13 protein-coding genes are annotated in these 13090 nt (G+C 67.8%); 9 read left to right on the top strand and 4 right to left on the bottom strand.

Going from position 1 to position 13090, the window contains the following annotated elements; all coding sequences use genetic code 11:
• Window positions 1–32: 32 nt before the first annotated feature.
• Genes QTI45_RS13835 through QTI45_RS13825 form a run of 3 tightly spaced genes read left to right on the top strand, consistent with a single transcriptional unit; the run spans window position 33 to window position 1500 of the window.
• Window positions 33–683: a glutathione S-transferase family protein gene (locus QTI45_RS13835; RefSeq protein ID WP_286654742.1), complete on the top strand. Its 651-nt coding sequence runs from the start codon at window positions 33–35 to the stop codon at window positions 681–683.
• Window positions 683–1024, top strand: coding sequence for an ArsR/SmtB family transcription factor (locus QTI45_RS13830; RefSeq protein WP_286654741.1), 342 nt, complete (start codon window positions 683–685; stop codon window positions 1022–1024). The genes QTI45_RS13835 and QTI45_RS13830 overlap by 1 nt, the downstream gene beginning before the upstream one ends.
• The gene (locus tag QTI45_RS13825) at window positions 1021–1500 is read left to right on the top strand and encodes an SRPBCC family protein (protein ID WP_286654740.1); all 480 of its coding nucleotides are present in this window, start codon (window positions 1021–1023) and stop codon (window positions 1498–1500) included. The genes QTI45_RS13830 and QTI45_RS13825 overlap by 4 nt, the downstream gene beginning before the upstream one ends.
• A gap of 24 nt (window positions 1501–1524) precedes the next feature.
• On the opposite strand, the gene QTI45_RS13820 is transcribed toward QTI45_RS13825, so the two are convergent.
• Window positions 1525–2502 (bottom strand): Bug family tripartite tricarboxylate transporter substrate binding protein, encoded by a 978-nt coding sequence (locus tag QTI45_RS13820; RefSeq protein ID WP_286373330.1) that lies wholly within the window; start codon window positions 2500–2502, stop codon window positions 1525–1527.
• Window positions 2503–2538: 36 nt separating this feature from the next.
• Window positions 2539–3780 carry a pyridoxal-phosphate-dependent aminotransferase family protein gene (locus QTI45_RS13815; RefSeq protein WP_286654739.1) on the bottom strand — a complete coding sequence of 414 codons (1242 nt, stop codon included), beginning with the start codon at window positions 3778–3780 and terminating at the stop codon, window positions 2539–2541.
• A gap of 125 nt (window positions 3781–3905) precedes the next feature.
• Between QTI45_RS13815 and QTI45_RS13810 the strand changes: the two genes are divergently transcribed.
• Entirely contained in the window at window positions 3906–4601 is a 696-nt protein-coding gene (locus QTI45_RS13810; protein ID WP_286654738.1) for a GntR family transcriptional regulator, read from the top strand.
• A gap of 10 nt (window positions 4602–4611) precedes the next feature.
• Complete coding sequence (locus QTI45_RS13805; RefSeq protein WP_286654737.1) at window positions 4612–7656, top strand: FAD-binding and (Fe-S)-binding domain-containing protein; 3045 nt, start codon at window positions 4612–4614, stop codon at window positions 7654–7656.
• Between the two features lie 56 nt (window positions 7657–7712).
• On the opposite strand, the gene QTI45_RS13800 is transcribed toward QTI45_RS13805, so the two are convergent.
• A complete protein-coding gene (locus QTI45_RS13800) occupies window positions 7713–8156 on the bottom strand; it encodes a winged helix-turn-helix transcriptional regulator (RefSeq protein WP_286654736.1) in 444 nt (147 codons plus the stop codon).
• 94 nt (window positions 8157–8250) lie between these two features.
• On the opposite strand from QTI45_RS13800, the gene QTI45_RS13795 reads away from it, so the two are divergent.
• The 4 genes from QTI45_RS13795 (at window position 8251) to QTI45_RS13780 (ending at window position 12362) form a co-directional block, all read left to right on the top strand.
• Window positions 8251–9489, top strand: a complete 1239-nt coding sequence (locus tag QTI45_RS13795; protein ID WP_444813278.1) for an MFS transporter — start codon at window positions 8251–8253, stop codon at window positions 9487–9489.
• A 145-nt stretch (window positions 9490–9634) separates the two neighbouring features.
• Window positions 9635–10678, top strand: coding sequence for a GlxA family transcriptional regulator (locus QTI45_RS13790; protein WP_286654735.1), 1044 nt, complete (start codon window positions 9635–9637; stop codon window positions 10676–10678).
• Window positions 10679–10804: 126 nt separating this feature from the next.
• Entirely contained in the window at window positions 10805–11872 is a 1068-nt protein-coding gene (locus QTI45_RS13785) for a class I SAM-dependent methyltransferase (protein ID WP_286654734.1), read from the top strand.
• Between the two features lie 115 nt (window positions 11873–11987).
• Complete coding sequence (locus QTI45_RS13780) at window positions 11988–12362, top strand: helicase SNF2 (protein WP_286654733.1); 375 nt, start codon at window positions 11988–11990, stop codon at window positions 12360–12362.
• 22 nt (window positions 12363–12384) lie between these two features.
• Here QTI45_RS13780 and phaZ read toward each other — a convergent pair.
• Window positions 12385–13090, bottom strand: a 706-nt coding sequence (gene phaZ / locus QTI45_RS13775; RefSeq protein ID WP_286654732.1) for a polyhydroxyalkanoate depolymerase, incomplete at its 5' end; no start/stop codon positions are given.

The following is a 13090-nucleotide window of genomic DNA, read 5'->3' as shown; positions in this document are numbered from 1 at the left end:
TAGGCAATCACTTAAGTATTGAGATTCGCCACATGCGCTGGAGCCTCTACTACCACCCGCTGTCCTCCTTCTGCTGGAAGGCGCTGATCGCCCTCTACGAGGCGGATATCGCCTTCGAGCCGCGGCAGATCAACCTCGGTGATGCAGCCGATCACGCCGCCTTCGAGGCGGTCTGGCCGCTGGCCAGGTTCCCGGTCCTGCGCGACAACCTGCTGGGCCGCACGGTCCCCGAGTCGAGCATCATCATCGAGTACCTGGCCCGAAGCGAGCACTCGGCCTCCAACCTGCTGGCGAGCGACCCGGACCTGTCGCTGCAGACCCGCCTGATCGACAGGCTCATCGACGCCTACATCCACCTTCCTTTCCAGCAGGTGGTTGCCGAGCGCCTGCGCCCGCCCGGGCAACACGATGCCTTCGGAGTGGAGCAGGCGCGCGGCCAGATCCGCGCCGGCTACAAGCTGATCGCCCCGATGATCGCCGGCCCCTGGGCGCTGGGCGAGACCTTCACCATGGCCGACTGCGCGGCGCTGCCGGCGCTGTTCTACGCCGACCACTCGGTTTCCCTGGCCGATTCGCCCGAGCTCGCCGCCTACCTCGGCCGCCTGAGGGCGCGGCCCAGCGTGGCCAGGGTGCTGGCCGAGGCCGAACCCTTCTTCCAGTACTTTCCCCTGAAGGACGGCTGATGCCGACCCTGGCTGCCGATCTGGACCTGACCTTCCAGGCACTGGCGGATCCGACACGCCGCGACATGGTCGAGCGCTTGTCGCGCGGCCCTGCGACCGTCAGCGAACTGGCCCGGCCCTATGGCATGTCGCTGCCGGCCATCGTCCAGCACCTCGCGGTGCTGGAGGACAGCGGCCTGGTGCAGTCCGAGAAGCTCGGCCGGGTGCGCACCTGCCGGATCGATCCCGCCGCACTCAGCCTCGCCGAGCAGTGGTTCAACCAGCGCCGGGCCGAATGGGACCGGCGCCTGGACCGTCTCGGCGACCACCTCCAACGCTTTCCCGACGGAGAACCCGAATGACCACCCCGACCGCAACCCGGCGCAGCGTCGCCCACGGCATCTTCACCATCGAGCGCAGCTATGCGTCGGTGACACCGCAGCGGGTGTTCGACGCGTTCGCGACCATCGAGGGCAAGAACGGCTGGTTCACCGCGCCCAACGACCGATGGGAGGTCGTCGAGCGAACCCTGGATTTCCGGGTCGGTGGCCGCGAGCGGCTGAAGGGCCGCTGGAAAAACGGCCTCGTCACCGAGTTCGACGCCACCTACTTCGACATCATCCCGGGCGAGCGGATCGTCTACACATACGAGATGCGCCTGGACGGGCGCAAGATCTCGGTCTCGCTCGCCACCTTCGAGTTCAAGCCGTCGGGCACCGGCGCCAGGCTGGTCATGACGGAGCAAGGCGCCTTCCTCGACGGCTACGACGACAACGGCAGCCGCGAGCGCGGCAGCCGCGAGATCGTGGACAAGCTCAGCGCCTGGCTGGAGGGCTGATGCCCGGATGCGCCGGCCAGCCGATCAGGCGTCGACCTTCACCTTGCCGTCCTTGACGACGCGCGCCCACTTGTCGATCTCGCTCGAGATGAACTTGGCGAACTTGTCGCGCGACCCGCCGCCGTCCTCGGCGCCGTAGGTGTCGAGCCGCTCCTGCACATCGGGCATCGCCAGCACGGTGTTGACGTCGCGGTTGATCTTGTCGGCGATACCGGACGGCAGCTTGCCCGGGCCGGCGAGGCCGTACCAGGTGGTCGCCTCGAAGCCGTCGAAGCCCTGCTCCTGCATGGTCGGGATGTTCGGATGGCCCTTGGCGCGCTTGAGCCGCGTCTGGGCGACACCGATCACCTTGCCGCTCTTCACGTGCGGGGTCGCTGCGGTCATCGTCTCGAAGCTGTACTGGATCTGGCTGCCCATCAGGTCGGCCAGCAGCGGTCCGCTGCCCTTGTAGGGCACGTGCATCGCATCGACCTTTGCCTGCAGCTTGAACATCTCCAGCGCCAGGTGCTGGGCCGATCCGGCGCCGGCCGAGCCGAAGCTCACCTTGCCCGGCTCCGCGGCACACAGGGCGACGATGTCCTTCACCGTCACGGCCTTCTGCGTCGGGCTCGCGATCAGCAGGTTGGGCGTGACGCCGACCAGCACGATCGGCACGAAGTCGCGCTGGACGTCGTAGCGCAGCTTGGGCTGCAGGCTCGGCGCCAGCGCATGGCTGTTGATGTGCGCCATCAGCAGCGTGCTGCCGTCGCTCGGCTGGGTCGCCACGTACTCGGCCGCCAGCACGCCGGCCACGCCGCCCTTGTTCTCGACGATGACCGTCTGGTTCCACATCAATGCCAGCTTCTGCGCGACCACGCGGGCCAGTGCGTCGGTGCCGCCGCCCGGCGGGAAGCCGACCACGATGCGCACCGGGCCGGAGGGCCATTCCTGCGCGAACACGCCGGGCACGCCGAGGGTGGCCGCCGCTGCGCCTGCGGCCTGGATGAAGGAACGTCGTTGCATGTTGTCTCCGTTTTTCTTGAATGAACGCCTGGGCGCTCAGGCCGCCTTCTGCAGGGCGGCCGGCGCGACATGGCCGGCGAAGTAGTCCATCGATGCCTGCACGCCGCTGCCGGCGAGCTTCACGCCGGAGAGCTTCAGACCCATCTCGACGCCGGCGACCATCGCGACCAGCGTCAGGTCGTTGCTGTCGCCGAGATGGCCCATGCGGAACATGCGGCCCTTGAGCTTGCCCAGGCCCGTGCCCAGCGACAGGTCGAAGCGCTGGTGGATGAGCCGGCGCACCGCATCCGCATCGACGCCCTCGGGCGTGATCACGCCGGTGAGCACCGGCGAGTACACGGCCGGGTCGGCGCACTGGATCGGCAGGCCCCAAGCATTCACTGCGGCGCGCACGCCGGCGGCCCAGCGCTGGTGGCGCGCGAAGACGTTGTCCAGGCCCTCGTCGAGGATCATGTCCAGCGCCTCCGAGAGGCCGTAGAGCAGGTTGGTGTTGGGCGTGTAGGGCCAGTAGCCGTCCTTGTTCATCTCGACGATCTCGTCCCAGGCCCAGAACGCGCGCGGCAGCCTGGCGCTCTTCATCGCTTCGAGGGCGCGCGGCGAGATGGCGTTGAAGCTGATGCCCGGCGGCAGCATCAGGCCCTTCTGCGAGCCGCTGATGGTGACGTCGACGCCCCATTCGTCGTGGCGGAAGTCGGCGCTCGCGAGGCCGGAGATGCTGTCGACCATCAGCAGCGCGGGATGCCCCGCCGCATCGATGGCGCGGCGCACCGACGCGATGTCGGAGGTGACGCCGGTCGAGGTCTCGTTGTGCACCACGCACACGGCCTTGATCTTCTTCCCGGTGTCCTTGCGCAGCCGCGCCTCGATGAGCTCGGCCTGCACGCCGCGGCGCCAGCCCGGGGCCTGCGGCAGCTCGTCGTCGGTGCCGTCGAAGGCCAGGAACTCGGTCGAGATGCCGAGCCGGGTGGCCATCTTCTGCCACAGCGAGGCGAAGTGGCCGGTCTCGTACATCAGCACGTGATCGCCGGGGCTCAGCGTGTTCGACAGCGCGGCCTCCCAGGCGCCGGTGCCCGAGGCCGGATAGATGATGACCGGATGCTGCGTCTTGAAGATCTTCCGGATGCCGCCCAGCACCTGCCGGCCCAGGGCCCCGAATTCGGGGCCGCGGTGGTCGATGGTGGGCAGGCTCATCGCGCGCAGGATGCGGTCGGGTACCGGGCTCGGGCCCGGGATCTGCAGGAAGTGCCTGCCGGTGGGATGGGAGTCGAGTTGAAGCATGGAGCCGTCCTTTCCTTTTTAGTTTTGCATTCAAAACACAAAAATGTATGCTGGTTATCCCCTAGAACACGAGGTTGCCACCCGATTAATTTGCATTCAAAATACAAATCAAGAGGAATGAACGCATGGCGGAAGTGATCGAAATCTCGCGGCTGGCGCTGCACGACCAGGTGGCATCGCGGCTGCGAACGATGCTCATCGAAGGCCTGATCGCACCCGGCGCCAAGCTCAACGAGCGCGAGCTGTGCGAGCAGCTGCGCGTCTCGCGCACCCCGCTGCGGGAGGCCATCAAGCTGCTGGCGGCGGAGGGGCTGGTCGACCTGTTGCCCAACCGGGGCGCGGTGGCGGTCAAGCTGACCGAGGCCGATGTGGTCAACACCTTCGAGCTGCTGGCGACGCTCGAAGCCATGTCCGGCGAACTGGCGGCGCAGCGCATCACCGACGAAGAACTGGCCGAGCTGCGCGCGCTGCACTACGAAATGATGGCCTGCTTCGCACGGCGCGACCTCTCCGGCTACTACCGCATCAACGCGCGCATCCATGCGGCCATCAACGAGGCGGCCAGGAACCCGGTGCTGACGAGCACCTACCGCTCGATCAACGCGCGCGTGCAGTCGCTGCGCTTTCGCACCAACCAGAACGAAGCCAAGTGGGCCGGCGCGGTGGCCGAGCACGAACGAATGATCGAAGCCCTGAGCGCGCGCGACCCGGTCGCGATGCGCCAGGTCCTGGTCGAACACCTGAACCGCAAGCGCGACACCGTGCTGGAGCTGCTGCGCGCCGGTGAAATCTATCCACGGTCGCACGCGGCCAAGTCCTGAAGCCCCAGCCATGCGCATCGAGCCCGCCAGCCATCTGCAGCCAGCCGGTACCGTCCTTCCGCCCAACGACATCTGCGCGGCGCTCGCGCGGCGCCTGGCGGTCGAGACGCAGGGCGAAGTGCTCTTCGACGACGCATCGCGGGGCCGCTATGCGACCGATGCGTCGATCTACCAGATCATGCCGGTCGGTGTGCTGGTGCCGAAGACCGAGCGCGACATCGCGACCGCCATCGACGTGGCGCGCGATCTCAAGGTGCCGGTGCTGGCGCGCGGCGGCGGCACCAGCCAGTGCGGCCAGACCACCGGCGCGGCACTCGTGATCGACAACAGCAAGCACTTCCGGCGCGTGCTGGATCTCGATCTCGAACACCGCACCGTCACGGTGGAGCCGGGCATCGTGCTCGACCACCTCAATGCGCAGCTCAAGCCGCACGGGCTGTGGTATCCGGTCGATGTGTCCACCAGCGCGCAGGCCACGCTCGGCGGCATGGCGGGCAACAACTCCTGCGGCTCGCGCTCCATCGCGTACGGCAACATGGTTCACAACGTCGCGGGCGCCAGCGCGTGGCTCTCGGACGGCGAACTGGTCGACTTCGGTCCGGTGTCGAACCTGGGCGCCCGCGCCAGCGACATCGCGTTGCACGTGCGGAACCTGGTGGTGCAGCACCGCAGCCAGATCCAGGCGAACTGGCCCAAGGTGCTGCGGCGCGTCGCCGGCTACAACCTGGACATCTTCGACAACCAGAGCGAGAAGCCCTACACCGCGGACGGCAGCGTCAACCTGGCGCACCTGCTGGTCGGCGCCGAAGGCACGCTGGCCTACACGCGCAGCCTGACGCTCAAGCTCTCCGAACTGCCGCGCGCGAAGGTGCTGGGCATCGTCAACTTCCCGACTTTCCACGCCGCGATGGATTCGGCGCAGCACATCGTGAAGCTCGGCCCCACCGCGGTGGAGCTGGTCGACCGCACGATGATCGAGCTGAGCCTCGCCAACCCCGCCTTCCGGCCCACGGTCGAGACCGCGCTGATCGGCCGGCCTGCCGCGATCCTGCTGGTCGAGTTCTCGGGCAGCGACAAGACATCGCTGCTGCCGAAGCTGAAGGACCTGGTCGAGCTCATGGGCGAACTCGGCCTGCCGGGCAGCGTGGTCGAGATGCGCGACGACGCGCCGCAGAAGAACCTCTGGGAAGTGCGCAAGGCGGGCCTCAACATCATGATGAGCCTCAAGGGCGACGGCAAGCCGGTGAGCTTCATCGAGGACTGCGCCGTGCCGCTGGAGCATCTGGCGGAATACACCGACGGCCTCACCGAGGTGTTCGCGAGGCACGGCAGCCGCGGCACCTGGTACGCGCACGCTTCGGTGGGCACGCTCCACGTGCGGCCGATCCTGGACATGCGCACCGACGGCGCGGCCAAGATGCGTGCGATCGCCGAGGAGGCGAGCGCGCTGGTGCGCAAGTACAAGGGCGCCTTCAGCGGCGAGCACGGCGACGGCCTGTGCCGCGGCGAATGGATCGAGTGGCAGTTCGGGCCGGTACTCAACGAGGCCTTCCGCTCCATCAAGCAGAAGCTGGACCCGATCAACCTCTTCAACCCCGGCAAGATCATCGATCCGCCGAAGATGGACGACGGCGCGCTGTTCCGCTTCGCGCCGGCGACCGCTCCCAGGCCCTACAAGCGCATTCCGCTCACGCCGGTGCTCGACTGGTCGGCGTGGAACGTGCAAGCCGACCCGGTGACGGAAGTGACGACGGCCCCGGGCACCGGCGGCGACATCACCGGAGGCTTCGCCAAGGCCGTGGAGATGTGCAACAACAACGGCCATTGCCGCAAGTTCGATGCCGGCACCATGTGCCCCAGCTACCGCGTGACGCGAGACGAGCAGCACCTCACGCGCGGCCGCGCCAACACGCTGCGGCTGGCGATTTCCGGCCAGCTCGGCCCCGACGCCTTCACCAGCGAAGCCATGCACGAGACCATGGACCTGTGCGTCGGCTGCAAGGGATGCAAGCGCGATTGCCCGACCGGCGTCGACATGGCGAAGATGAAGATCGAGTTCCTGTCGCACTACAAGAAGAAGCACGGCCACACGCTCAAGGACAGGCTCATCGCCCGGCTGCCGGACTATGCCCATGCGGCCAGCCGCATGCCGTGGCTGCTGAATCTGCGCAACACCGTGCCGGGCGCGCGCTGGCTCGGCGAGAAGCTGCTGGGGCTTTCCGCGCAGCGCTCGCTGCCCGAATGGCGCAGCGACACCTTCTGGCGCGTGGGCGATCCTTCGATGTTCGCGAGCCGCGAAGAGGCGATCGCCGCCGCGGGCCAAGGCGGCAAGGTCGCGGTGCTCTTCGTCGATACCTTCAACGGCCACTTCGAGAGCGAGAACGCACTCGCCGCCGCGCGCGTGCTCAAGGCCGCCGGCTACCTGCTCCACACCGTGCAGAAGGACGGCGGCCACCACTGCTGCGGCCGCACCTATCTCGCCAACGGCATGGTGGACGAGGCCAAGGCCAGGGCCGGCGCCTTGATCGACGCCCTGCTGCCCTTGGCCGATGCGGGCATCGCGATCGTCGGGCTCGAACCCTCATGCCTGCTGACGCTGCGCGACGAGACGCTGGTGATGGGCCTGGGCGCGAAGGCCGAGACCGTCGCGGGCCGGGCGCTGCTGTTCGAGGAATTCATCGCGCAAGAAGTGGCGGCCGGGCGCTTCCAGCTGGCACTCAAGGCGATCGACCGGCCGATCCTCTTGCACGGGCACTGCCACCAGAAGGCCTTCGGCGCGGTGAGCCCGATCCTCGACGTGCTCAGGCTGATTCCCGGTGCCAAGCCGGAGTTGATCGAAAGTTCATGCTGCGGCATGGCCGGCAGCTTCGGCTACGAGGCTTCGCACTACGAGGTCTCGATGCAGATGGCGGAGGCCGCCCTGCTGCCCGCCGTGCGCCGGAACCCGGCCGCCATCGTCGTCGCCGACGGCACCAGCTGCCGCCACCAGATCGCCGACGGAGCGCAGCGCGAAGCGGTGCACGTGGCCCGCCTGCTCGACGCGCAGCTCGCCTGAGGCGGCAGGGCGCTGCGGCATCGAGCATGGGTCGGGCCGGTGCTTTCTGGCAGCCCCTACTTCTCGACCACGACCACATCGCCGAATGCCAGGGCGCGCCCCTCGGCATCGGCGACCTCCAGGCGTGCGACCGGCTTGCCGGTCGCTCTTTCGACAAGCCGTGAATGACGCTCGCCGCGGCGGAAGAGGTTGCGCTCGCCCCATTGCCTCAGGCCGACGATGACTGGAAAGAGCGTCTGCCCCTTGGGCGTCAGGACGTATTGGTGGTACGCGGTACCGTCCGACGCCGGCTGGGCCTCCAGCACGCCTTCTTCCACGAGCGCCTTGAGCCTGCTGGCCAGGATGTTGCGCGCGACGCCCAGGCTCGCTTGAAAGTCGCTGAATCGACTGACCCCGTCGAACGCGTCCCGCACGATCAGCAGCGACCAACGGTCACCGACGACGTCCAGCGCCCGCGCCACCGGACAACTGGCCGTGTTCATTCGCTTTCGTTCAGCCATCTGGATCTCCTGGCAGCAACAGACCGCCTTCTGGTTGCATTTTAAAACCGATAGGCTAGACTCGTTTTGGTTTCATTTTAAAACCAGAAAAGCCATGCCCACGATGACTCCGAGCACCACCCCGGCGATGCCGCGGAAGCTGGTCGCACTCTTTGCCTGCACGAGCGGCGTCAGCGTCGCGAACGTGTACTTCGCCCAGCCCTTGCTCGATACCCTGGCGGTGGACTTCGAGGTAGCAGCCGCCGCCATCGGCGGCGTCGTGACGGCCACTCAGGCCGGGTCGGTGCTGGCCTTGCTGCTGCTCGTTCCCCTGGGCGACCAGCATGACCGCCGGCGGCTCGCCCGCCTCCAGCTGCTGGGCCTGGTGCTGGCCCTCTGCGGCGTCGCCATGGCCCGCAGCACTGTCGCCCTGATGGCCGGCATGCTCGCTGTCGGCCTGCTCGGGACCGCCATGACGCAAGGGATGATTGCCTATGCGGCGAGTACCGCTGCCCCTCGGGAGCGCGGGCGCGTCGTCGGGGCCGCACAGGCGGGGGTGGTCGTCGGACTCCTGCTCGCGAGGGTCTGGTCGGGCAGCGTTTCGGACCTGGTCGGCTGGCGCGGCGTGTACCTCGGTTCCGCGGCAGTCATGGCTGCGCTCGGTGCGCTCATCTGGAGACAGTTGCCCGCACAGCCGCCCACGGCCCCGCGTCTCCCGTACCTGAGGCTGCTGAGGTCGACCTTGGGACTCTTGCGGACGGACCGGGTGCTCAGAACCCGAGGCACCCTGGCCCTGCTGATGTTCGCTGCCTTCAGCATCTTCTGGAGTGCGCTGGCATTGCCGCTCACGGCACCACCGCTGTCGCTGTCGCACTCGGCGGTCGGCGCCTTCGGTCTGCTTGGCGCTGTCGGCGCGTTCTTCGCCGGGCGAGCGGGGCGATGGGCCGACCAGGGTCGGGGCCAGCACACCAGCGCGGCCGCGCTCGTGCTGCTGCTTCTGGCCTGGATACCGCTCAGCTTCACGCAGTCCTCCCTGTGGTGGCTGGCTGCGGGCATCCTGGTGCTCGATGTGGGCAGCCAGGCCTTGCATGTCACCAACCAGGCGATGATCCTCCGAGGGCCGGCCGAACTGCATGGTCGCCTGATCGGGTGCTACATGCTGTTCTACGCCGTGGGCAGCGGGGCCGGTGCGATCGCATCGACCGCCGCGTACGCGCACGCCGGCTGGTCCGGCGTGTGCATCCTGGGAGCCTCCGTGAGCGCAGTCGCGCTCGCCGTCTGGATCGCGACGACGTACCAGGCGGCGCCGGGCGATTCTTCGGAGCGATTGGCGAACGATGCTTGCGTACCGTAGGGAAGCGGCAAAGACATGGTCTTTCGTTCGGCATGCGAAGAAGCTGCCCGGTGCCCCGATGATTGCAGTACAGGCCGGGCCTCGCCGATGCCAGAGGCGCACACGAATCTGCCGATTCGTGCCAAGCTCCACCTTGGTGCCCGAAATGTCCAACACCCATGCCCAGGCCGCTGCGTGCTCAGGCGCGTCCGTCCGCCACGTCTCGCTGCTGGCGCTGCCCGACGCGGTGATCGCGACACTGGCCGGCATCTACGACGTGATGAATGCGCCTGCGCTGATGGGCTTGCGGAGCGCCCACGCCTGCCCGCCTTTCGAGGTCGAGATCGTCGGCGAGTCGACCGGCCCTCTCTTGCTGGCCAGCGGCGTTCCGATCCACGTCCAGCGCACTGTCGAGTCGATCGATGCCACGGACATCGTGATCGTGCCGTCGGTGCTGGTGCGCGGGTCCGGCTGGCAAAAAGGCCGCTACCCCGAACTGGTGGACTGGCTGCAGCGCATGCACGCCGGCGGCGCGGTCCTCTGTTCGGCCTGCTCGGGCGTGTTCCTGCTGGCCGAGACCGGTCTCTTCGACGGAAGAGACGCCACGGTGCACTTCAGCTACGCCGGCTACTTCGCGAGCGCGCATCCCGACGTTCCGATCCATCCCGAGCGCGTGCTCGTGGTCTCGGGGGTGCGCGAGGAGCTGATCAGTTCGGGCGCATCGACGACCTGGCACGACATGGTGCTCTACCTCATCGCCCGCTACGCGGGAGCCACGGATGCGCAAGAGGTGGCACGCTTGTTTGCGCTGCAGTGGCATCAGGATGGCCTGGCACCCTACATGAGCTTCGAAGGCCGTACCGATCACGGCGATGCAGAGATCCGGGCCGCACAGGATTGGCTCGCCACCCACTTCGCTGTCGCCAGCCCGGTCGAGGAATTGGTCAAGCGCTCGAAGCTGGCAGAACGAAGCTTCAAGCGGCGTTTCACGGCAGCCACCGGCATCGCTCCGATCGCCTATGTCCAGCGCCTTCGCGTCGAAGACGCCAAGCGCCGGCTCGAACGCACCGACGCGTCGGTCGACGAGATCAGCTGGCGCGTCGGCTACGAAGACGCCGCGTTCTTCCGCCGCCTGTTCAAGCGCACGACGGGCCTCGCACCGGGGGCCTATCGCACACGCTTCGCCATCCCCGATTTCGCACGCTCCTGAGTGCCTTGTCCGGTGATTCGCCAGGCGGCGGTGGCACGAAAGAACCGTTCGAGGGAGCGATCAGCTCTACCGGGGTCGACGCAGTTTCGAGACGATCAGGTCATCGCAACTCATCCCCCGAACACCATGCAATCACCTGTCATCGACTCCGCAAAGCTCGAGGCCTTTGCCATGCGCGCCATCGGCGACGTCACTGCCGGCTACACCGGCGTCATGGTCAGCCTCGGCAGCAAACTCGGCCTCTACAGGGCCATGGCCGGCGCCGGCCCGCTCAGCGCCAAGGAAGTCGCCGGTCGCTGCGGCTGCGCTGAACGCTACGTGCGCGAATGGCTCAACTCGCAGGCCGCCGGCGGCTACCTCGTCTATCACGCCGGCAGCGACACCTACGAGCTCTCCGGCGAACATGCCTTGGTGCTGGCCGACGAGGACAGCCCCTGCTTCATCCCGCATGCCTGGAACGTGCCGGCGGCCATGTGGGCCGATGAACAGCTGGCGATCGACGCCTTCCGGAGCGGCGATGGGGTCGCATGGGGAGAGCACGATGCCCGGATGTCATGCGGCGTGGCGGCGTTCTACCGCAATGGCTATCGCGCAAGCCTGGTGCCGCAATGGTTGCCCGCGCTGGACGGCGTGGTCTCGCAGCTCGAAGCGGGCATCGAGGTGGCGGACGTGGGCTGCGGCCATGGGCACTCGACCCTGCTGATGGCGCAGGCCTTTCCGAATTCGCACTTCTCCGGCTTCGACACCCACGCGGCTTCGATCGGCGCAGCCCGGGCCCACGCGGCAGCTGCCGGCCTTTCGTCGAACCTGGCTTTCTCGCTGGCCCGGGCGGTCGACTATCCCGGCCGGCGCTACGGGCTCATCTGCTTTTTCGACACGCTGCACGACCTGGGCGACCCTGTCGCCGCGGCGCGTCACGCGGCCGATGCGCTGGCGCCGGACGGCACGGTGTTGCTGGTCGAGCCCTTCGCTCACGACCGGATCGAGCAGAACCTCTCGCCTGTGGGGCAGCTCTACTACGCGGGTTCATCGGTCATGTGCTGCGCCCACGCAATCTCCGAAGGCGGCAAGCTGGTGCTCGGTGCGCAGGCGGGCCCGAAGCGATTGGAGGAGGTCTTCTTCAGGGCCGGGTTCACTCGCTTCCGGTGTGTCGCCGAGACGCCCTTCAACCGCATCTTCGAAGTGCGGCGATGACCGGGTTGCCGCACGACATGCATTCAGGGGTGCGAAAACGCACATTCAGACCGCACCCTGCAGGCGCAAACTTCGCCCCATGCCAGCCCATCCATCCACCTGAAGGAATCCGACAATGAACACCGCCTCCAAGCTCCTCTCCGGCTTTGCGCTCGCGATCCTCGCTGCCGCCGGCGTTCAGGCAGAAACCTATGACGGCGTCATCAAGGTCACTTCGACCCAGAGCCGTGCCGCAGTGCGCGCCGAAGCCGTGGCGACCGCTCGCAGCGGCGACCCGTTCAGCGATGTGGCCGGGCAAGGCGTCGTCAGCGTCGCCAGTTCGACCGACCGCGCCGCGATGCGCTCGCAGGGCGTCGCCGCCGCGCACAGCGCGAACCCCTACGCCGAGGGCTACGGCCAGGGCGTGACCCGCGTGGCGCCGAGCGTCGACCGCGCCAGCGTGCGGGCCCAAGCCCGCGCGACCGCACGCGGCGATCGCCTCGCGATCTGAGGCCCGCCAAGCCAGGAAGCGCTCAGCCTCGGGGATTGCCGCGCTCCTGCTGCGCAATGAAAGCCTGGACCTCGGGGTAGACCTGCTCGCGCCAGCGGCGTCCGCTGAAGATCCCGTAGTGGCCGGCGCCCTTGACCTCGAAATGGCGCTGCTCCTTGGCCGAGACGCCGGTGCACAGCTCATGCGCCGCGCGGGTCTGGCCCGAGCCGGAGATATCGTCCAGTTCGCCCTCGACCGTCAGCAGGCCTGTCGAATGGATGTCCTGCGGGCGCACCGGCTCGCGCTCGCCGGCGGGGTTCTTGACTTCCCAGGTGCCGTTCACGAGGTCGAACTTCTGGAACACCGTGCGGATCGTCTCCAGGTAGTAGTCGGCGTCCATGTCGAGCACCGCGTTGTACTCGTCGTAGAACTTGCGGTGCGCCTCGGTGCTGGCGTCATCGCCCTTGATCAGGTCCTTGAAGTAGTCGTAGTGGCTGCTGGCATGGCGGTCGGGGTTCATCGCCACGAAGCCGGTGTGCTGCAGGAAGCCCGGATAGACGCGCCGTCCGGCGCCCGGGAAGCCGTCCGGCACCCGGTAGATCACGTTGTTCTCGAACCACTCGAAGCTCTTGTTCATCGCCAGGTTGTTGACCGCGGTGGGCGACTTGCGGGCGTCGATCGGGCCGCCCATCATGGTCATCGACAGCGGCGTCTTCTCGCCGCGGCTGGCCATCAGCGACACCGCGGCC

The sequence above is a fragment of the Variovorax saccharolyticus genome (assembly GCF_030316765.1).
Taxonomy (GTDB): Bacteria; Pseudomonadota; Gammaproteobacteria; order Burkholderiales; family Burkholderiaceae_C; genus Variovorax; species Variovorax saccharolyticus.
Note: the sequence above shows the minus strand (reverse complement) of the source record. Positions and strands in the feature narration are given on the sequence as shown.